The 18,243-nt window shown below is 48.1% G+C and carries 21 protein-coding genes and 1 pseudogene; 14 read left to right on the forward strand and 8 right to left on the reverse strand.

Annotation, left to right across the window (positions count from 1 at the left end):
* Positions 1-293 precede the first annotated feature (293 nt).
* On the reverse strand, positions 294-1,247 hold the full coding sequence (locus GLV81_RS10940) for a 3-keto-disaccharide hydrolase (RefSeq protein WP_157478900.1): 954 nt from the start codon (positions 1,245-1,247) through the stop codon (positions 294-296).
* Positions 1,248-1,291: 44 nt separating this feature from the next.
* Positions 1,292-1,495 (reverse strand): hypothetical protein, encoded by a 204-nt coding sequence (locus tag GLV81_RS10945; protein WP_197428240.1) that lies wholly within the window; start codon positions 1,493-1,495, stop codon positions 1,292-1,294.
* Between the two features lie 69 nt (positions 1,496-1,564).
* Between GLV81_RS10945 and GLV81_RS10950 the strand changes: the two genes are divergently transcribed.
* From GLV81_RS10950 to GLV81_RS10960, 3 genes are all read left to right on the forward strand, one after another.
* Positions 1,565-1,792 carry a DUF4160 domain-containing protein gene (locus GLV81_RS10950; protein WP_157478902.1) on the forward strand — a complete coding sequence of 76 codons (228 nt, stop codon included), beginning with the start codon at positions 1,565-1,567 and terminating at the stop codon, positions 1,790-1,792.
* A 2-nt stretch (positions 1,793-1,794) separates the two neighbouring features.
* Positions 1,795-2,316, forward strand: coding sequence for a helix-turn-helix domain-containing protein (locus tag GLV81_RS10955; RefSeq protein WP_197428241.1), 522 nt, complete (start codon positions 1,795-1,797; stop codon positions 2,314-2,316).
* Positions 2,317-2,718: 402 nt separating this feature from the next.
* Positions 2,719-3,645, forward strand: coding sequence for a hypothetical protein (locus tag GLV81_RS10960; protein WP_157478904.1), 927 nt, complete (start codon positions 2,719-2,721; stop codon positions 3,643-3,645).
* 467 nt (positions 3,646-4,112) lie between these two features.
* Here GLV81_RS10960 and GLV81_RS10965 read toward each other — a convergent pair.
* The 3 genes and pseudogenes from GLV81_RS10965 to GLV81_RS10975 form a co-directional block, all read right to left on the reverse strand.
* Positions 4,113-5,653: pseudogene (locus GLV81_RS10965) on the reverse strand (acyl-CoA carboxylase subunit beta).
* 27 nt (positions 5,654-5,680) lie between these two features.
* Positions 5,681-7,156, reverse strand: coding sequence for an acetyl-CoA carboxylase biotin carboxylase subunit (locus tag GLV81_RS10970; protein ID WP_157478905.1), 1,476 nt, complete (start codon positions 7,154-7,156; stop codon positions 5,681-5,683).
* Positions 7,157-7,187: 31 nt separating this feature from the next.
* The gene (locus GLV81_RS10975; protein WP_157478906.1) at positions 7,188-7,679 is read right to left on the reverse strand and encodes a biotin/lipoyl-containing protein; all 492 of its coding nucleotides are present in this window, start codon (positions 7,677-7,679) and stop codon (positions 7,188-7,190) included.
* Between the two features lie 738 nt (positions 7,680-8,417).
* Between GLV81_RS10975 and GLV81_RS10980 the strand changes: the two genes are divergently transcribed.
* From GLV81_RS10980 to GLV81_RS10990, 3 genes are all read left to right on the forward strand, one after another.
* The gene (locus GLV81_RS10980) at positions 8,418-9,275 is read left to right on the forward strand and encodes a glycerophosphodiester phosphodiesterase family protein (RefSeq protein WP_197428242.1); all 858 of its coding nucleotides are present in this window, start codon (positions 8,418-8,420) and stop codon (positions 9,273-9,275) included.
* A gap of 70 nt (positions 9,276-9,345) precedes the next feature.
* A complete protein-coding gene (locus GLV81_RS10985) occupies positions 9,346-9,999 on the forward strand; it encodes an outer membrane beta-barrel protein (RefSeq protein ID WP_157478907.1) in 654 nt (217 codons plus the stop codon).
* A 122-nt stretch (positions 10,000-10,121) separates the two neighbouring features.
* Entirely contained in the window at positions 10,122-10,706 is a 585-nt protein-coding gene (locus GLV81_RS10990; RefSeq protein WP_157478908.1) for a PhnA domain-containing protein, read from the forward strand.
* Positions 10,707-10,861: 155 nt separating this feature from the next.
* Here the strand turns inward: GLV81_RS10990 and GLV81_RS10995 are convergent, their stop codons facing one another.
* On the reverse strand, positions 10,862-11,224 hold the full coding sequence (locus GLV81_RS10995) for a hypothetical protein (RefSeq protein WP_157478909.1): 363 nt from the start codon (positions 11,222-11,224) through the stop codon (positions 10,862-10,864).
* A gap of 308 nt (positions 11,225-11,532) precedes the next feature.
* On the opposite strand from GLV81_RS10995, the gene GLV81_RS20355 reads away from it, so the two are divergent.
* Together GLV81_RS20355 and GLV81_RS11000 are read left to right on the forward strand one after the other, a co-directional pair.
* The gene (locus GLV81_RS20355; protein ID WP_246185937.1) at positions 11,533-11,910 is read left to right on the forward strand and encodes a PQQ-dependent sugar dehydrogenase; all 378 of its coding nucleotides are present in this window, start codon (positions 11,533-11,535) and stop codon (positions 11,908-11,910) included.
* Entirely contained in the window at positions 11,822-12,739 is a 918-nt protein-coding gene (locus tag GLV81_RS11000) for a PQQ-dependent sugar dehydrogenase (protein ID WP_246185938.1), read from the forward strand. The genes GLV81_RS20355 and GLV81_RS11000 overlap by 89 nt, the downstream gene beginning before the upstream one ends.
* A 55-nt stretch (positions 12,740-12,794) precedes the next feature.
* Here GLV81_RS11000 and GLV81_RS11005 read toward each other — a convergent pair whose 3' ends face one another.
* Positions 12,795-13,049: a hypothetical protein gene (locus GLV81_RS11005; protein ID WP_157478910.1), complete on the reverse strand. Its 255-nt coding sequence runs from the start codon at positions 13,047-13,049 to the stop codon at positions 12,795-12,797.
* Between the two features lie 166 nt (positions 13,050-13,215).
* Here GLV81_RS11005 and GLV81_RS11010 point away from each other — a divergent pair, with 166 nt between their 5' ends.
* Both GLV81_RS11010 and GLV81_RS11015 read left to right on the forward strand, forming a co-directional pair.
* The gene (locus tag GLV81_RS11010; protein ID WP_157478911.1) at positions 13,216-13,773 is read left to right on the forward strand and encodes a cupin domain-containing protein; all 558 of its coding nucleotides are present in this window, start codon (positions 13,216-13,218) and stop codon (positions 13,771-13,773) included.
* A gap of 77 nt (positions 13,774-13,850) precedes the next feature.
* Positions 13,851-14,708 (forward strand): helix-turn-helix domain-containing protein, encoded by an 858-nt coding sequence (locus GLV81_RS11015; protein WP_197428243.1) that lies wholly within the window; start codon positions 13,851-13,853, stop codon positions 14,706-14,708.
* Between the two features lie 6 nt (positions 14,709-14,714).
* On the opposite strand, the gene GLV81_RS11020 is transcribed toward GLV81_RS11015, so the two are convergent.
* Positions 14,715-15,416 (reverse strand): class I SAM-dependent methyltransferase, encoded by a 702-nt coding sequence (locus GLV81_RS11020; RefSeq protein ID WP_157478913.1) that lies wholly within the window; start codon positions 15,414-15,416, stop codon positions 14,715-14,717.
* 299 nt (positions 15,417-15,715) lie between these two features.
* Here GLV81_RS11020 and GLV81_RS11025 point away from each other — a divergent pair, with 299 nt between their 5' ends.
* From GLV81_RS11025 to yiaA, 4 genes are all read left to right on the forward strand, one after another.
* Entirely contained in the window at positions 15,716-16,372 is a 657-nt protein-coding gene (locus GLV81_RS11025) for a DUF4136 domain-containing protein (protein WP_157478914.1), read from the forward strand.
* A 21-nt stretch (positions 16,373-16,393) separates the two neighbouring features.
* Positions 16,394-17,101 carry a purine-nucleoside phosphorylase gene (locus GLV81_RS11030; protein WP_157478915.1) on the forward strand — a complete coding sequence of 236 codons (708 nt, stop codon included), beginning with the start codon at positions 16,394-16,396 and terminating at the stop codon, positions 17,099-17,101.
* A gap of 14 nt (positions 17,102-17,115) precedes the next feature.
* Complete coding sequence (locus GLV81_RS11035; RefSeq protein ID WP_197428244.1) at positions 17,116-17,679, forward strand: Crp/Fnr family transcriptional regulator; 564 nt, start codon at positions 17,116-17,118, stop codon at positions 17,677-17,679.
* A gap of 100 nt (positions 17,680-17,779) precedes the next feature.
* On the forward strand, positions 17,780-18,190 hold the full coding sequence (yiaA, locus tag GLV81_RS11040) for an inner membrane protein YiaA (RefSeq protein ID WP_157478916.1): 411 nt from the start codon (positions 17,780-17,782) through the stop codon (positions 18,188-18,190).
* Positions 18,191-18,243 lie beyond the last annotated feature (53 nt).

Here is an 18,243-nt window from a genome sequence, read left to right on the forward strand (position 1 = left end):
CAGCCGGCTTTGCTATTTGCAACTATGTGTTGTTCTTTTAAAATAGAAACTTATGTCGTCAAGCAGAAGGCTAAGTAAAGTTTTCATAGATAAATCACACAGAGGGTGGCGTTGGCCAGGCAAAACGGGCGGAGCCTTCGGGTTTGCCTTGAATTTTCTTTGGTTACTTTCTTTTTTCAAGAAAAAGAAAGTAACAATGCTACTACCAAAACCGCGTTGCGTGATAAAGCATGAATGAAAAACATGAGAATAAATGCTGCGCTAAAAACGCATTAACTTATTTCTCAGCTAAATCACTTCGCTGGCGTAATCACAATATTGTGATACTCCACCGCACCATGGTCGCCCTGCAGCATAATGGGGCCGGCCGCACCCTCATTGCTATCCAGTGCACCACCGGTAATGCCCGGTATTTCCTGGTGGCACACAATGGTTTTGCCATTGGCTACAATCGTTACAAAACGGCCCACCAGCGTAATGTCGTAGCTCTGCCACTCGCCTGCTTTTTTGGCGGCATTTTCGCTGGGTTTAATAAAGCCATACACGGCCCCCAGCAAATCTTTTTGCGGCTGTTTGCCATAGCTGTCTTCCACCTGTATTTCGTAGCGGCCCCGCAGGTACACGCCACTGTTGCTACCCGCCGGATAGCGAAACTCAATGTGCAATTTGAAATCGGTAAAAGTCTGATCCGTTACCAGATTGGAGCCCGATGCCGGGTTGATGAGGATGCCGTTTTCCACCTTCCACTGGTTGGCACCCGTAGCATGCCAGCCCTTGCCACCCGGAGCAATCAGCTTGATGGGTGTACCCCACACCGGCGCTTTGGTACGCACCAGGTCGGGGGCACGATGCGCCGTCCAGTTGTATTGCTTGCCTTCTTCGTTGATCATGGTGCCCACCAGGCTATCGCCCTGCAGTTGCGCTTCAAACACAAAGTCGCGGTCGCCGGCCTCCCACTGTGGCGGCACGGTAAACCGCATCCGGCCATCCGTAAATTCTACTTTCGAAACCGGGCGGGCACTGCCGCCAAAACCCACAAACGAACCCACCAGCCGGTGCGATCCGCTGTGCATTACTTCCAGCCACGAAGGCAGGAGCTTCCCTTCAAATTGAACCGTCATATCCCAGCGGCCTTCAATGGCGGCTGCGGCCATGGGCGTAGCCTGTGTAGCAAGCTGGCTGCCGAGCAGGGCCAGCGCCACTGCCGCACAGCGAAAACGAAATTGGGCAAAGCCAATGCGCATCATGTGTCAATCGTTTTAAGAGGTCATTGATAAAGGGCTAATGTACTTCAGAAACCAATACCCGCCAGCGCTGCCATGCAGCAGATAGTGTTGGGGCTATCAACGTACAGCGCTTTGTGCAGCAGCCGTTCCGGTCTTTGGTAGTAGTGGCCGCCCCGCACTACCCCACCCACCGGCCAGCTACTACTGCCAGCCCGGCAGCCCTTGAGCTGCGGTGCTTGTGGCAGCTTGGGAAAAGCGACTGTTTCCAACAAATTTTAAAACAACAAAAGCATATTTCTTTAGCAAGAATGTTTTACTTTGTTGCTGAATTAGACAACATGCCCACACTCAGCATTATCGACGGCATTAAAATTGACGTGTACAGCCGCGACCATCCGCCACCACACTTTCATGCCCTTTATGCCGGGCACGAAGAGCTCATTGTCATCAACAACCTGACAACCTATGCTGGCAAACTGCCAGTGGCACAGCGAAGAAAAGTAATAGCATGGGCCAGTACCAGACAAGCCTGGTTGATGCAGGTGTTCAATCAACTAAATCCGTGAGTATGCGCAAGTCCATTAGAATACCCCGCATCTTAAAAATTGAAGCGGTGAAAGGTCATACGGTACAAGTCATGTTCAACAACGGCGAAAGCCGCCTGCTCGATTTTAAGCAACTGTTCAAACAATGGCGGGTGAAAACCGGCAGTCCTGAGTATGTATTGCTCGACCCTGTTGCCTTTAAAAAAGTAAAGCTGCGCAACGGCACTTTGTCTTGGGCCAATGCAGGCATTACCATACCGGATGAAAATGGTAAACCACTAAAAGTACCTTACGAAATAGGCCCAGATGTTTTGTATCAGGCAAGTACTCCCACCACCAACGTACCCTTGCCCGGGTTGGGAGCACTCATCCGCAACGAACGCATTAAAGCAGGCATCACCCAGGGCGCATTGGCGCAACGCAGCGGCACCAGCCGCTTTTACATCTCCCGGTTGGAAAACAACAAAACCGACGTAGAATTGGCCACCCTACGCAAAATAGTAGAAGCCGGTTTGGGGAAGAAGATTAAGGTGGAGATTGAATGAAACTGCTATTGAACATTAGATATATTTATGCCTGATCCGCCAACCATAAACTTCGACATATAATTGTTATAGAAAAAGGATGATTCATCTAGATTTTAGGGTTAGCGACAACTTCAATGAAAAAGATAACGAGCAAAAAAATATTTGACTTTTAAGTCAAGTGTATTGTCAAACGGATACATAATTATTAATCAAAATGTTTGATTCAATAATAATATTGCCAAACACAATCAGGAAGCATCCCTTAAACGTTGGGGACTTAGCAGAAAAGATGCTCTACTACAAGAAAGTTACAGTCTTCGCAGGTAAAGATGAACTAATTGGGCTATTCAACTACTTTGAAATAGACTTGTTAATTGAATATATAAAACTTGGTTACCTGAAGATTGTTAACAGAAAAAAATGTATGGAGTTGGTCTTTATCAAGGCCTTTATTTAGCTGATTTTCTCTATAGTGAAAACTACGACTTGAAAAGATTAATCTATGAATCTTATATCGAGTTTTCTGGTGATGAATTACAAAGCAAAAAAGTTGCAAACCAATTATATAGACATATTGGAATTTTCGAAATTCCTAAAAACTTTTCTGATGAAATAAATAGAGATCTTCTAGACCCGTCATTTACTGAAAATGTTATTAAGAAGAGTTTCAAACATTTTTATCCTCATTCACCGTTTCAAGAAAAAGATTTTTTCTTCAATGTTTCAATCCAATCAAATGGCATGTTATTAATCGAATCGAGTATCGATTTAAATAAATACCCATTACTTGCAAGCGACTCAATTATTCTAAATATTGGAACCGCAATTGAGGAAATTAAGATTGCAGCAAATTATGCTAGCGAGATTTCAACTCCAGAACTAAACTCTACAATTATTTCTGCAAAGTTCAACTCCTTGATTACTAAGATTAATAATAGCGCAAAAAACATTGAGCTATTTCAGTATTCAGAATTCCCTACGGCTTCTTTAAGTGAAACTATCAACAAGAAGCATAAAAGCATGCGTGAATTTCTTGATATTCTTCGGAAAAGTGAAAAATTCAAAGATTGGCTAACTGACTTAGGTGACGATAATAAATTGATTAAAGAATACAATAGAAAAGTATATGAAAAAAGTTGGATACAATCGTTGCCTTCTAAAGCTGGAAGATTTTATTTACTTCAGGGCATAAGTACAATACTCAAGGCTTCAGGTAGTCTCACTGGCATTGCAGCTGGAGTTGCAATGAGTGCTGCAAATACTTTCTTTGTTGAAAGGCTTTTTAATGGGTGGAGGCCAAATCACTTTATTGAAGAAGAAATAATTCCTTTTATAAATAAACAATAAAAATCAATGCATTGATTACATTTTTAATCTCAAACTGTCACAATCCCCATCTGGCGCAAGTGTTCCGTACCAACGGATCACTTGTGACTTTTACAATCCTGCCGGACTGTGTCCGGATAAAACAAAGCATACAAACAATAGTGTAAACAATAAACAGCATTGCCATCAACACCCGATACAATCGGGCAAGATTGAGCCATCACAAGTGACCTGCTACGCAGAACACTTGCGCCAGTAAAAGCCAGTAAAATTCATCCACGCAACGTCCCCTGCGGGAGACGTTGCTGGCATACCGGCCCATTCATCATTCCTCATCCATCATTGCCCTGCTATCATTGCCCATCCATCATTGCCCATCCATCATTGCCCATTCCTCATTGCCCATTCATCATTAAAAAAAAGCCGCCGGCAATCGATGAGGATTCCGGCGGCAGTGCCAAAGGGAGTGTATTGTAGCAAGCGGTGTTTTAGAGGGGAATGTTCCCGTGTTTTTTACGGGGGCGCTTCACTACTTTATTTTCCAGCATGGCAAATGCTTTGATCAACTTGCGGCGTGTTTCTTTCGGTTCTATCACTTCATCTATAAAGCCTCTTTCTGCCGCCTGGTAAGGGTTGGCAAACAAGGCCGCATATTCAGCTTCTTTCTCCAACAATTTTTGTGCGGGGTCTTCGGCTTCCGAAATCTCTTTTTGAAAATGATTTCACTGGCGCCCTTGGCTCCCATCACGGCTATTTCGGCAGTAGGCCACGCATAGTTCATGTCGGCACCAATGTGTTTGCTGTTCATTACATCGTAGGCGCCACCATAGGCTTTGCGGGTAATAACGGTACATCTCGGCACGGTTGCTTCGCTCAGCGCATACAGCAATTTGGCCCCGTTGGTAATAATGCCGTGCCACTCCTGATCGGTTCCCGGCAAGAAGCCCGGCACATCTACCAACACCAATAAAGGTATGTTGAAACAATCGCAAAAACGAGTAAAGCGGGCACCTTTTCTGGAGCTTTCTATGTCGAGCACACCGGCCAAACTCATGGGCTGATTGGCTACGATACCAATGCTGCGACCGGCCAGCAGCGCAAAGCCCACCACAATGTTGTCGGCGTAATCTTTGTGCACTTCAAAAAAACTATCGGTATCGCAAATACCGGCTATTACCTGCCGCATGTCGTAGGGCTGATTGGCACTCTCGGGCACCACGGTTTCCAATTCTTCCCGCAGTTCGTTGCCCAACTCGTAGGGATATTTCGGCGCTACATCTTCACAGTTTTGCGGCATGTATTGCAGCAACCGCTTCACCTGATGAATGCAATCCTGATCGTTCATAGCGGTGAGGTGCGTTACACCCGTTTTGGTGCTGTGCGTAGAGGCTCCGCCCAACTCTTCGGCACTCACTTCTTCGTTGGTCACGGTCTTCACTACGTTGGGGCCTGTTACAAACATGTAGCTGGTATTCTCAACCATGATGGTAAAATCCGTCATAGCGGGTGAGTACACGGCACCACCGGCGCATGGCCCCATAATGGCGCTAATTTGTGGTATCACCCCGCTGCTCTGCACATTGCGGTAAAAAATATCGGCATAGCCGCCCAGCGAACGAACACCTTCTTGTATGCGGGCACCACCGCTGTCGTTGAGGCCAATCATGGGGGCGCCGGTTTTCATGGCGGCATCCATCACCTTGCAAATTTTTTCGGCATGGGTTTCGCTCAATGCTCCGCCAAACACGGTGAAGTCTTGTGCAAAAACATACACCAACCGGCCATGCACAGTACCGTAGCCCGTTACTACGCCATCGCCGTAAAACTGTTGGTCTTCCATGCCAAACTCTTTGGTGCGGTGCGTTACCAGGGCACCAATTTCTTCAAAGCTGCCGGGGTCCATCAGCAGGCTGATTCTTTCCCTGGCGGTGAGCTTTCCCTTTTTGTGTTGGGTAGCCATGCGGGCCTCGCCACCACCCAGTTTGCCTTGGGCTATTTTATCTCTCAGTATGTCTGCTTTCGATTTCATGTATCTTGTATTTATGCAGGAAATAAATCAATGCGCCAGGCGGCGTTTCCAGCTGGTCGTTTTGTTGTTGACCGGTTGCAATACCTGCTGCTGTTGCAGGTAATGATGCAGCGCAATAATGGCCGCCAATTTAGCATCGGCTTCCTGCCGCTCTTTTAGCAGCTCAGGGGTGTAGTAGTTTTTTACAAAATGCGTATCGAAGTTGCCCGAGAAAAACGCATCATGCTCAAACACAAATGTGCCGAATGGCAGCGTGGTACTCACCCCTTCTATTTTGTATTGCTTGATGGCATCCAGCATTTTGGTGATGGCTTCTGTACGGGTTTTACCATGCACTACCAGCTTGGCAATCATGGGGTCGTAGTAAATGGGAATGCTCATGCCTTCTTCGTAGCCGTCATCTACCCGTATGCCTTCGCCCACGGGCTTTTCGTAGCGGGTAAGCGTACCAATGGAGGGCATAAAATTGTTGAGCGGATCTTCGGCATACACCCGCAGTTCTATGGCATGTCCATTGGCTTTGATATCTGCTTGGGTAATGCCCAACACTTCGCCCCTTGCAATGCGGATTTGTTGCTCCACCAAATCGAGCCCGATAATCATTTCACTCACGGGGTGCTCCACCTGCAGGCGGGTGTTCATTTCCAGAAAATAAAAATTGCGTTGGTCATCTACCAAAAACTCAACCGTGCCGGTGCTTACGTAGTCACAACTCTTGGCCACCATCACCGCAGCCTGTCCTATTTTCTCCCGCATTTCTGGAGTTACAATAGCACTGGGTGTTTCTTCCACCACTTTCTGGTGGCGTCGTTGTATGCTGCATTCCCGTTCGAGTCCGTGAATCACGTTGCCGTATTTATCGGCCACCACCTGCACTTCTATGTGGCGGGGTGAACTCACGTATTTTTCAATAAACACCGACCCATCGCCAAAGGAAGAGGTGGCTTCGCTGATGGCCCGCTCCATTTGCTCCTGCATGTCTTCGGGGCGTTCTACAATGCGCATGCCCTTGCCGCCACCACCAGCCGATGCTTTGATGAGTATGGGATAACCAATCTGATCAGCTACTTCTTTTGCCAGCTGCACATCTTCAATGGCTTTATCAATGCCGGGTACCATGGGTATGTTGTACTGCTTCACACTTTCTTTGGCAGCCAGCTTGCTGCCCATAATGCGCATGGCTTCGGGCGTAGGGCCAATGAACTCAATGCCTGCCTCTGTTACCTTTTGGGCGAAGTCGGCATTCTCACTCAAAAAACCATAGCCGGGGTGAATGCCATCTACACCGAGCTCTTTGCAAATGGCAATGATTTTATCGCCGTTGAGGTACGATTGATTGCTGGGTGCGGGGCCCAAACAAACCGCTTCGTCGGCATAGCGTACATGCGGACTATTGCGGTCGGCTTCGGAGTATACGGCTACAGCTTTAATGCCCATTTTACGAATGGTACGCATGATGCGCAGGGCAATTTCGCCACGGTTGGCTACCAGTATTTTTCGCATGCAAAATGTTTTTGCGTCAATGAAAGAAACGTTATTCGAGCACTACGAGCACCTGTCCTTTGTCTACGGCTTGTCCGGCTTTTACCAATACTGATTTGATGGTGGCTGCAGCATGTATCATGATGCTGTTTTCCATTTTCATGGCTTCGAGTATCAGCAGGCGGTCGCCTTCCTGCACTTGCTGGCCGGCTTCAACCGACACACTCAATACGAGGCCCGGCATGGGTGCTTTTACTTCTTTGATGTGCTTGCTGCCGGCAGCGCTGTAGCCCATGCTGTCGAGCATTTGATCGAGGCTGTCTTTGATGTTCACATCGTGGGTATTGCCGTGCACTTCTACCTGCATGGTTTTGTGGTCGGGCGAAGCATCCAGCACTTTCCCGTTTACCGACTGATGCTGGTATATAAGATGGTACACATGGTTAGCTTCCGCCACAATATCGGCTTGTGCCATGTCGCTTTCGGTAAGCGTAAATACAAATCCGTTGGCCTTTACCAGAAAGGCCTGTTGTTGGTCAGACATAAGCGGGATGATTTGAATAAATGATGCGTCTGCTTGCTGTGCAGCAGGCGGTTTTCCGGCAGGTCATGGCAATCGTTGCAAGTGTGATGGTGAACACAATGTTGCGGTATTAAAATTGGTACAATCTCACCGCTGTCTGTATGACAACAATCATGCGGATGCGTGGCAGAAAATCGTACCATTTACTTAGGCCTAAACAAGATACAGCCCTTGCGGGGCAAATGCAATGGGACGCGAAAAACAGGACGCGGATGAAAACGGATGGGTTCGGATTTTCACGGATGCATAGCTGTCGCAGGCCTCCCGGCCTGTGACGGTGCGTTACTAATGCAACAAAACCAAGAAGGTAAAATACATTAGCGCTGATGCACAGATTTTTTCGGAATCGAACAGCTGTCGCAGGCCTCCCGGCCTGTGACGGTGCGTTACTAATGCAGCAAAACCAACAAGGCAAAAATACATTAGCGCTGATGCACAGATTTTTTGGTTACTGATTGACAAAGAGAGTAACCCTTTGTCACAGGCCGGGAGGCCTGCGACAGAAAATGCAAACCAACAAGGCAAAATAGATTAGCCACAGATACACAGATTATTTAGGTTAATCGTTGACTACAATTAGAGAGTAACTTTTTTGTCACAGGCCGGGAGGCCTGCGACAGGAAAGGCTGCCCACATCAGACATCCCACATCAGACATCATACATCTCCTCCTATCTTCGCCCTCCTAAAAAATGGTTGTATGATGCGTCGTGGTTTGTACGGGTTGCTTTTTCTGGCAGTGTTGACATTGGGTTGCAGCAGCAGCCGCAAGAGCAGCAACACGCCGGCTGATTTTTTTCAATACCAACCCGGTAAAGCAGCAGCCATTAGTGCCCACCGCGGTGGCGGCGATTACAAAGGCTACCCCGAAAACTGCATCGAATCGTTTGCCTGGCTGGCAGCACAAATGCCCGTGACCATTGAATGCGACATCAGTATGAGCAAAGACAGCGTACTGCTGATGATGCACGACGACAGCTATAACCGCACTACCACCGGCAGCGGCAAAATCAGCGATTCATTGTTTGCCTACAGCCAAACCCTGCTGCTGAAAGACAACATGGGCAACCTCACCAACTTTCGCATTCCTACATTGGAACAAGTGCTGGCATGGGGCAGCAACAAAGTGACTTACACCCTCGATGTAAAACGCAGTGTGCCTTTCGAAAAAGTTGTGGCGCTGGTGCAGCAATACAAAGCCCATCGCTATGCTGCCATCATTACCTACAATGCACAGGATGCAGCCAAAGTACACCAGCTCGATAAAGAGGTGATGATTTCTGTAACCATCCGCAACGAAGAAGAATACAACCGCCACAAAGCCTTGGGCATACCCGACAACCGCATGATTGCTTTTGTGGGTACCCGTGAGCCCAACAGTACCTGGCTGCAAACCCTGCACAGCAAAGGCATCCGCTGCATACTCGGCACATTAGGCAACCTCGACAAAATGGCGGCTGCCAAAAGCGATACGCTGTACCAAAGCTGGTACAAAGCCGGTGCCGACATGATGAGTACCGACCGGCCACTGGAGGCATGGAAAGCCCTGCAGCAATAACCAAAATACCCGCTACACGGTATGCGGCCGTAACTGCTGTAACCTTTCATTTGTAGGGTAAACAAACCCCATGAAGAAAGGAACAATCATTGCCGCAGCCATGCTGCTGTTGGCAGGCACAGCACAGGCACAGAAAATCGGTTATGGCATTTATGCAGGAGTCAATTTTACCGGTGCAAAAACGGATTACAGCAACATGTACAATTTGCCCATCACAGAGGGTGGCGCAAACTTTACCTACGGCGTACACGTAAATCTCCCCCTGATAAAAAAACTGGAAGTAGAAACCGGACTGCAAAAAGTAACCACCGGATACAGCTTTGATGCCAGCCGCAACGGAGTTCCTTTTAGCCAATACACCAAAATTCAAAACGTTTCCGTACCCGTTACGCTGCTCTACAACATTCCCATTGACCTCAGCGATTTTGAAGTGCGGGACAACATGAAGGACACCGACTTTATGTTTGGCATTGGCGCCGGTCTGTTTGGCCAGTATGCACTGAGTGGTAAAATAACCGATGAAGATGGCAACAGCCAGTCGGCAAAATTCAGCAATGCCAAGCGGCTAAACATGGGCCCAAGGCTGATGATGAAATTTACGCTTTACCAAAAGTTCGAAGTATTCATTGCCAAAGAATGGGGTGCTGTAAATACCATTAAAAATGGCAGCGGCTACCTGCGCCTCAACAGCCTGCAAATGGGCTTTGGCTATCGCATCAAATAATTGATCTGAACCCTACACCCACCATGAACAGCGGAGTCCTTCGGGGCTCCGTTTTTGTTTTTTTTAGCCATCTGCCACCAGCAAAAACTTTACATTCGCCGCCAGAAAAATAACCAACAGTTATGAAGCCAGAAGCCGTAGCGCAGCAGCGCAGCCAGGGACAGTGTGAATTGTGTGCCGCCAGCAGCCCGCTGAAATTGTACGAAGTGCCGCCGCAAGACATTCCCTCGGCCGACACTGTGATGATGGTTTGCGACACCTGCCTGCAGCAAATTGAGCAAAAAGCCGAACTGGACCACAACCACTGGCAATGCCTCAGCACCAGCATGTGGAGCGAAGTGCCTGCCGTGCAGGTGGTAAGCTGGCGCATGCTCAACCGGCTGCGCAACGAAAGCTGGGCCGCCGACCTGCTGGACATGCTCTTCCTCACCGATGAATGGCTGGCCTTTGCCAAAGCCACCGGCGACCACGAAAGCGACGGCACGGTAAATCTGCACCGCGATTGCAATGGTGCCCAACTCTTCAGCGGCGATACCGTGGTGCTCACCAAAAGCCTTGATGTAAAAGGTAGCACTGTGAATGCCCGGGTAGGTACTGTTATCCGCAACATCCGCCTGGTACCCGACAATGTGAACCAGATTGAAGGCCGTATCGAAAACCAGCAAATTGTGATACTGACGCAGTACCTGCGGAGGCAGCATAGTTAGGGTTGGTAGGTTGGAAGGTTGACGGGTTGATGAGTTGACAAGTTGATGAGTTGACGAGTTAATTGGTTGATTGGTTAATTAGGTGGCACATGCGACTAACATATTCAGAATTGTGAACGCTGGAACTTGTGACCTCTGAAGTAATTTACCGGATCTTAATTCACTTCAATTGTTTGTTGCTGCGTCACTTGCAATTGCTTTTCCGTTGCCAGTTTTTTCAATAAGCCAGCTATGTGATTCAATCGCCTTTTACTACTACCGCCTTCGCCCCATTTAAACAGCCCACCATACATACCGCCCACAAGCATTTCCATCATCAAATGATTGCTGCCTTTGGATGTGTCTAACCGAAACACAATCATGCCATGATTCCCGTTCATAAAACTGTAATCTTCATGCGCCATGATTAAGCCATTGGCATACTCACTGATGTGGCAATTTTGCCGGTAGTAAAACAATGTATCCTTCACTAATTGAAAAGCATTCTCGCCAATAATTTCAAAACTGGTGCTTTGCATAATTCGGTTTTAAAATGTCCATTGAAAAAATGAGGTGAATAATCTACATGAACCATTCATTTGTTTCAGGCTTAAAAATGGAAAAAATAAGCACAATTTTTCTCCGATTGTGAAGTCCACATAGCTTTCATCAACAATTATCATTCAACATACAAAAACTAGTACAAGTACTTGTGAACACAATAACTTGTGAACGTTGGAACTTTTGAACTTTCGAACGCTGGAACTAGTCCACTCGTAACCACGTGAACCAGTCACCTCGTCCACTTGTTTCATCTACCTTTACCGCCTCCATTTTTACAAATACTATGATAAAGACTTCCGCTTTTGCCAGCCTGGCATTGGTTTTTGCAATGGCATGTACCGCCCAGCCCAAGCCAGCAGCCCCCGGCGCACCGGTAGAAACCGGCAAAGCCAACAGCAATTACAAACCTGCATTTGAAGGCCAAACCCGTGGCCCCGGCATGACCTCCGCCACTGCTTACGAAGCCGTGAAACTCGCCGAAGGACTGGGCCGCCCTTGGGCCGTGGTGCCCCTGCCCGATGGTCGACTCTTGCTCACCATCAAATCGGGCTACATGGAAATTCGCGGTACGGATGGTCAGCTGCAACATAAGATCACCCGGTCTGCCCGCCGTAGCCGATCGTGGTCAGGGTGGCCTGCTAGATGTAGTGCCCGATCCTGATTTCGCCAGCAACAAAACCCTTTACTGGGCATACAGCGAGCAGCAGGGCGACTCTAACCTGACTGCCGTGGCCAAAGGCCAGTTGGCTGCCGATGAAAACAGCATTCAAAACATAAGCGTCATCTTTCGGGCTACGCCCAAACTCAAGAGCAGCCTGCACTTTGGCTCTCGCCTGCTGTTCGATAAAGAAGGCTACTTGTTTGTAACGGTGGGCGAACGCAGCAACCTCGATGGCCGCAAACAATCGCAGTGGCTCAACAGTGGTTTGGGCAAAGTGTTTCGCATTACCAAAGAGGGCAAACCCGCTCCCGGCAATCCCTTCATTGGCCGTGCCGATGTGATGCCCGAAATATGGAGCTATGGCCACCGCAACCCGCAGAGCCTCGACATGCATCCTGTAACCGGTGAGTTGTGGGAAGCCGAATTTGGCCCCCGTGGTGGCGATGAACTCAACCTCATCAAACCCGGCAAAAACTATGGCTGGCCCATCATTACCTACGGTATTGAATATGCAGGTCCATCCATTGGTGATGCCATTCAGCAAAAAGAGGGCATGGAACAACCTGTATATTATTGGGATCCTGTGATTTCTCCCAGCGGCATGACTTTTTACAAAGGCAATGCCATACCCGAGTGGGAAAACAACCTCATCATTGCCTGTCTTAGCGGCATGCATCTCAACCGTTTGAAACTGGAAAACGGCCGTGTAGTGGGCGAAGAACGCCTGCTCACTGAACTCACCGAACGCTTTCGTGACGTGGCTTACCTCGAAGGTAAACTGTACACCGTAACCGACTCGGGCAAGTTGTACGTGGTAAAAAAGAAGTAACGCTTTTGCAGTTACGCAGCATAAAAAAAGGGAGCCGTTTGGTTCCCTTTTTTATTTATGAATGCTTTCTGTTGTTCAACTCATCATCAATGGGTTTGAGTTGTGTAGCGTTGAAAAGTAACGCGGGTAAAATGGCGAAGAGGGCAACAAAACTGGATGAGAATAGCCGCTCAACCACCGACAAATACAATACCGTAGCCATAATGGCCAATGCAAAACCAATGCAAACGCCTAGCAGGGTTTTGTGCAGCTGCTTTTTTTTGCGCAGGGCCGCCGTAGTGAGTTGCGAAAAGTCTTGAGGGGTTGTCATGGTTGAAGTGTTGTGCAGTGAAAACGGGTGTGTGATTTTTGGTAAAACTAATTTGGGATAAAAAAATACAACAGCCTTTGGGGTAAATGGTTCTAAAACATGTCGGATTTGTACCAACAGCAGGCTAAGCGGTTGTTGCATTTTAGCGGTATCAAATCCATCCGTCATGAAACGCAAACAATTTTTACTCAACAGCCTGCTGGCCGTGCCAGCACTCGCCCTGGCCAAATCGGGCTACACCGAAACACCGCCAGCATCAAACCCCAAACCTTTTGTAGTAGGCAGTGGCCAATCGAGGTTTGGCGATGTGGTGAAGTTTTTGGGCGTTCACCCCAACGATTTAAAAATCAGCAGCAAAGACACCGACGGCCAACTCAGCATGTTCGACTACACGGGCTTGGGCAAAGTGGGCCCCATGCTGCATATTCACTTTAAGCAAGATGAAATATTTACGGTTATAGAAGGCGAATACCGCTTTGTGGTAGGCGATGAAACACATGTGCTTGGCCCCGGGCAAACCATTTTTCTACCCCGTGGCATACCCCACACCTGGATACAACTGAGCGACAAAGGCCGCCTCATTTACCTGCTGCAACCAGCCGGCAAAATGGAAGAGTTTTTTCAATTGATGAACAAGATGACCACCCGCCCCACACCCGAAGAAATGGACCGCATACATGCCGAACACGATATGAAAGTGGTGGGCCCACCCCTCAGTTTGTAACATGCTTACCCTCATTGTTTGGCAGTAGGCTATGTAGTTTTCAGCACTGCTTTCTGCCAAACTTTTTATCTTCCTCTTTGCATCCATCGCCCTTGCTACTGAAAGATTTTATACCTGCCCCCGATGTGCAACAGTTTGTACAACTGTACCGCATAGTACACCTCCGTTTTGAGGCGGGGCAAGCCATTCCGCCAAAAGCTTACCCACCCCGCCCCGAACATTGCCTCGCTTTTTATCCTTTCGATACTGAAACAGTATTGTTCGATCAGCAGGGCACCATGCAACAACATTTACCCGTGGTGTTGTATGGCCAGCTTTCTGAAGTAACGCACCGCATCATCGGGCACAACTTCCTTGTATTTCAGATTATCTTTTACCCCGGCGCCTTGTACAACCTCACCGGTATACCTGCTTCCGAAATTTGCAATCAATACCTGCCGGCACAACACTTTTTCACTACCAACGTATTGCAGGTAAATGAACAACTGCGGGATGCTGACAGCTACGCCGCTATGCTCGACCTTGCCAACGATTTTGTTCGCCAGCTCATACACCGGCAGCGGCGCAGTTTGCTACCGGTAGATGATGCCTGCCGCTGGCTGCTGCAGCAAAATGGAATGGTGTCGGTAGATGCCATGGCCAAAGCCGCATGCCTCAGCAGCCGGCAACTGGAAAGATGTTTTGCAGAAAGAACCGGCATCAATCCTAAGACCTACGAACGCATCATTCGTTTCGACAAAGCATTCCGGCTGCGCAACAGCAAGCCGCAATTCAGCTGGCTGCGCATAGCACTGGAAAGTCATTTTCACGACTACCAGCATTTGGCCAAAGCCTACAAAACTTTTACAGGCTTATCGCCCAATGCCTTTCATGCCATCGAAAACAATGCGCCGGAACGGCAATTTGGTTTGAGTGAAGGGTACTACAATGATTAAGTAAGCTTACGGTTTTTGCAGTACTAAAATGCCATGCACATCGTCTGCCATGTGTGCACTGGTGCAGGTCAGGCCTGCTTCCCGTGACCAGCGCATGGCTTCATTTATGCTGCAGGGAAAATCAAACCGGACTACGTGATGGGTGAGTAATTGCAGGGCTGTTGCATCAAGGGCCGTCCATTGCTGCATGCGTTGCTGGTATGCTTCCAGATAATGCTCACGTGACTGATGCTCCCGTGCAAAAACATCTATCCAAACAAATTGGCCCTTGGGCTGCAGCAATCTGCAAATTTCTTGCAATACTTTCCTTTTGTCATCATTGCTTACATGATGCAAGGCAAAGGATGCGTACACCACATGAAAAGTATTTGTCAACTGTGGCAACAGGGTCATAAAATCCTGACAATGCAATGTGGCTGGAATATTGGCTTCTTGCAAATGCTTTTCTGCCAGCTGTATTGCTTCAGCACTTACATCAATACCGGTGTAATGACAGAGCAGCCCCCTTGGTTTTTGCCGGGCAATGATTCTTGCATCGCCAGCACCAATATCGAGTAATGATATGACCGTATGGCCAAAGGCATTGCTGTGCCATGGATTGACCAGTGCCGAAAGCGCCTGGTGCTGCATGTAATTATGCGCAATAATCTGTTGGTAAATATTCCAATGTTGCGCAAACAAAGTGTCACTTCCCTGTGGCTGTTGCATACTGTCATTTTATCATTGGTACAAGCATCTTATTGCCATACCCGAATGCATGCATCACAGCATTTCATTGCCAGTGCAGCGCATTGCCCAACCAACGGATTGGTTGACTACAGGTATTAAACAAACAGATGAAACAGGGAAATGTACTTTCTCTCAGATGACTTTCAGGGTAAACCAAATATACAGGCCTGTAGTGAGTACAAATGCAAACGGTTGATATTTTTTCTCTATAACAAAGCATCGGCTACCCGCAGGCAATCGGTCTGATTTAGCTACATTGCGGATATAATACACATGCTATGTTGCAAAAGCTTTCCTGGGCAGCGTTCTTGCTGATAATACTTTCTGCCTGCTCCAATTCTAACGTACTTTACTCTTCAGAAAAACTATTGCCCACCGGCTACGATCAATACAAAACCTTTGCGTTTTTGCCTACTACAGATACCCAGTATGCCAAAATGCTGAACAACAACCGCTTTTTGCCACTGCTTGCAGCAGAGGGTCGCACGGCTCTCGAAAAGAAAGGCTTGGTGCTCGACACCCTGCATCCCGATTGTTTGTTTACCTATCACCTCGTTATCAACAGAACCTACCAGGGCAACCAGCAACAAGAAGTGGTATACAACCCACAAGTGTACAATGCGGCCAGTATACCGCTCTACAACCAAAGTGGCAGCGCTGTAAGTGGCGGCACCTACATGCGGGCAGGCACTGCACCCGGTAGCGGCATCTACTATTTCAGCAGCGACAACCGACCCTATGCTTTCAATGGAAAAATGACGGTAGATACACTACGGGAAGGCTCGATGGTGATAGATATGATTGACACCAAAACCAAAGCCATCATATGGCGCAGTGTGATGCAGGGCAAAGCCATAGAATCGCAAACCATGCCCATTGATGCATCCATCCGGTATTACATTCCGAAAATGCTGAAAAATCTACCCCGTAAATAATTTATCGTACCCTTTCTCCACATGAGCATACACATAACCGCCCCCGAAGGAAGCATAGCACCAGTAGTATTAATGCCCGGCGATCCGCTACGGGCAAAACTCATAGCCACTGAATTCTTAGCTGATGCTGCACTGGTGAGCAGCACCCGCAATATTTTTTATTACACTGGTTTGTACAAAGGCCATCGCATCAGCGTAGGTGCCAGTGGCATGGGCTGCCCTTCTATCGGCATTTACAGTTATGAACTGTACAGCAACTACGATGTACAGCACATTATTCGCATTGGCACCTGTGGTGCTTATCACAGCAACCTCCGGTTGTTTGATATCATCAATGTGGCCAAATCGGCCAGCGAAAGCACCTTTGCCAAAGAAGCCTGGGGCTTTGCAGAAGAAGTGATGCTCCCACAAGGCAACGCCTATGCTATCATCAATGAAACTGCGGCAGCCCGTCAGCAAGCTGTGCTCGATACTTCGGTGCATACCAGCGATTATTTTTACCGGGCCAATCCCGAACTACCCGCTATTGCTGCAGCACATCAGTGTGCAGTAGTAGAAATGGAATCCTTTGCGCTGTTTGCCAATGCCCGCTACCTCGGTAAATCAGCAGCCTGCCTGCTCACTGTGTCCGACATCATTCCGACGCAGCAAAAAATATCGCCCGATCAACGGGAGCAATCGCTGCTGCCCATGATTGAGCTGGCATTGGAATCGGCGATACGTTTGTAATTCCTGTCAGCAATATGCGTCAGTTACTTAGCCATATCCAGCAATACCATCCATTGAGTACTGCTGCCTGTGCGGCCTTAGAAAGCTGTCTTGAAGAACAGGTAATGGCCAAAGGCGACTACCTGTTGCGCCAGGGACAAGTTTGCAGGCACCTGTACTTTGTAGAAGCTGGCGCAGTACGTGGCTACTACCACAGCGAGGACAAAGAGGTAACGCACTGGTTTGGCTTCGAACATGATTTCATTACATCCTTTCACAGTTTTATTACTGCCTCTGCAGCGGTTGAAAACATACAACTGTTGGAGGGCAGCATTTTGTGGCGCATCAGCAAGCCACAGCTGGAAGCCTTGTACAACCAACACCACGATATTGAACGGGTAGTACGTATAGCCTACGAAAAATATTATATCCGCCTGGAAGAACGATTTGTAAACGGGCAATTTACCAGCCCTAAAGACCGCTACATGCAATTACTGCAGCAAGCTCCACACATACTGCAACGGGTACCGCTTCAAATGATTGCCAGCTACCTGGGCACTACACCCGAAACCATTAGCCGCATTCGCAGCCGATTATAATCTGTTCATGCTTTAACAAGCCCTTTGAGCTACTTGACGGGCGTCAAGTAGAGGTTAATACCCGGCCGATAGTTTTGTGTATCACCAATACAAAAACGATATGCAAACATCTACCCTCCGCCCATCACCGGCATTTATGGCAGCCTCCTGGCTGGCCCTCATTATTGGCGTGGTGGCATTTATCATTGGCCTGTGGAATGCAGACATGCAACTCAACGAAAAAGGCTACTACTTTACGGTGCTCATGTTTGGTTTGTTTGCCGCCATCTCCGTTCAAAAAGCAGTACGTGACCAACTGGAAGGCATACCAGTAACGAGCTTGTATTACGGCATTGCCTGGTTTGCCACCCTGCTGAGCATCGTACTGCTCACCGTAGGTCTTTGGAATGCCGACCTCACCCGCAGCGAAAAAGGTTTCTACGCCATGGCCTTTGTGCTAAGTATTTTTGGTGCCATTGCCGTCCAAAAAAACACAAGGGACCTGAAAGGCAGCGAGAAAAGTGAAGTATAACAGACACAGTTTACCAGCGAAAAATCCCCATTGGAAAAAAGGTCCAGTGGGGA

The organism is Phnomibacter ginsenosidimutans (genome assembly GCF_009740285.1).
Classification (GTDB): Bacteria; Bacteroidota; Bacteroidia; order Chitinophagales; family Chitinophagaceae; genus Phnomibacter; species Phnomibacter ginsenosidimutans.

Bases quoted from the DNA above. Each gene is read 5' to 3' on its own strand.
- GLV81_RS10950 (WP_157478902.1), top strand. From the start codon at position 1,565: ATGCCCACACTCAGCATTATCGACGGCATTAAAATTGACGTGTACAGC.
- GLV81_RS11005 (WP_157478910.1), bottom strand. From the start codon at position 13,049: ATGACAACCCCTCAAGACTTTTCGCAACTCACTACGGCGGCCCTGCGC.
- GLV81_RS11035 (WP_197428244.1), top strand. From the start codon at position 17,116: ATGCGTCAGTTACTTAGCCATATCCAGCAATACCATCCATTGAGTACT.
- GLV81_RS10985 (WP_157478907.1), top strand. From the start codon at position 9,346: ATGAAGAAAGGAACAATCATTGCCGCAGCCATGCTGCTGTTGGCAGGC.
- GLV81_RS10955 (WP_197428241.1), top strand. From the start codon at position 1,795: ATGCGCAAGTCCATTAGAATACCCCGCATCTTAAAAATTGAAGCGGTG.
- GLV81_RS11020 (WP_157478913.1), bottom strand. From the start codon at position 15,416: ATGCAACAGCCACAGGGAAGTGACACTTTGTTTGCGCAACATTGGAAT.
- GLV81_RS10940 (WP_157478900.1), bottom strand. From the start codon at position 1,247: ATGATGCGCATTGGCTTTGCCCAATTTCGTTTTCGCTGTGCGGCAGTG.
- yiaA (WP_157478916.1), top strand. From the start codon at position 17,780: ATGCAAACATCTACCCTCCGCCCATCACCGGCATTTATGGCAGCCTCC.
- GLV81_RS20355 (WP_246185937.1), top strand. From the start codon at position 11,533: ATGATAAAGACTTCCGCTTTTGCCAGCCTGGCATTGGTTTTTGCAATG.
- GLV81_RS10975 (WP_157478906.1), bottom strand. From the start codon at position 7,679: ATGTCTGACCAACAACAGGCCTTTCTGGTAAAGGCCAACGGATTTGTA.
- GLV81_RS10970 (WP_157478905.1), bottom strand. From the start codon at position 7,156: ATGCGAAAAATACTGGTAGCCAACCGTGGCGAAATTGCCCTGCGCATC.
- GLV81_RS11025 (WP_157478914.1), top strand. From the start codon at position 15,716: ATGTTGCAAAAGCTTTCCTGGGCAGCGTTCTTGCTGATAATACTTTCT.
- GLV81_RS10980 (WP_197428242.1), top strand. From the start codon at position 8,418: ATGATGCGTCGTGGTTTGTACGGGTTGCTTTTTCTGGCAGTGTTGACA.
- GLV81_RS10995 (WP_157478909.1), bottom strand. From the start codon at position 11,224: ATGCAAAGCACCAGTTTTGAAATTATTGGCGAGAATGCTTTTCAATTA.
- GLV81_RS10960 (WP_157478904.1), top strand. From the start codon at position 2,719: ATGTATGGAGTTGGTCTTTATCAAGGCCTTTATTTAGCTGATTTTCTC.
- GLV81_RS10990 (WP_157478908.1), top strand. From the start codon at position 10,122: ATGAAGCCAGAAGCCGTAGCGCAGCAGCGCAGCCAGGGACAGTGTGAA.
- GLV81_RS11010 (WP_157478911.1), top strand. From the start codon at position 13,216: ATGAAACGCAAACAATTTTTACTCAACAGCCTGCTGGCCGTGCCAGCA.
- GLV81_RS11000 (WP_246185938.1), top strand. From the start codon at position 11,822: ATGGTCAGCTGCAACATAAGATCACCCGGTCTGCCCGCCGTAGCCGAT.
- GLV81_RS11030 (WP_157478915.1), top strand. From the start codon at position 16,394: ATGAGCATACACATAACCGCCCCCGAAGGAAGCATAGCACCAGTAGTA.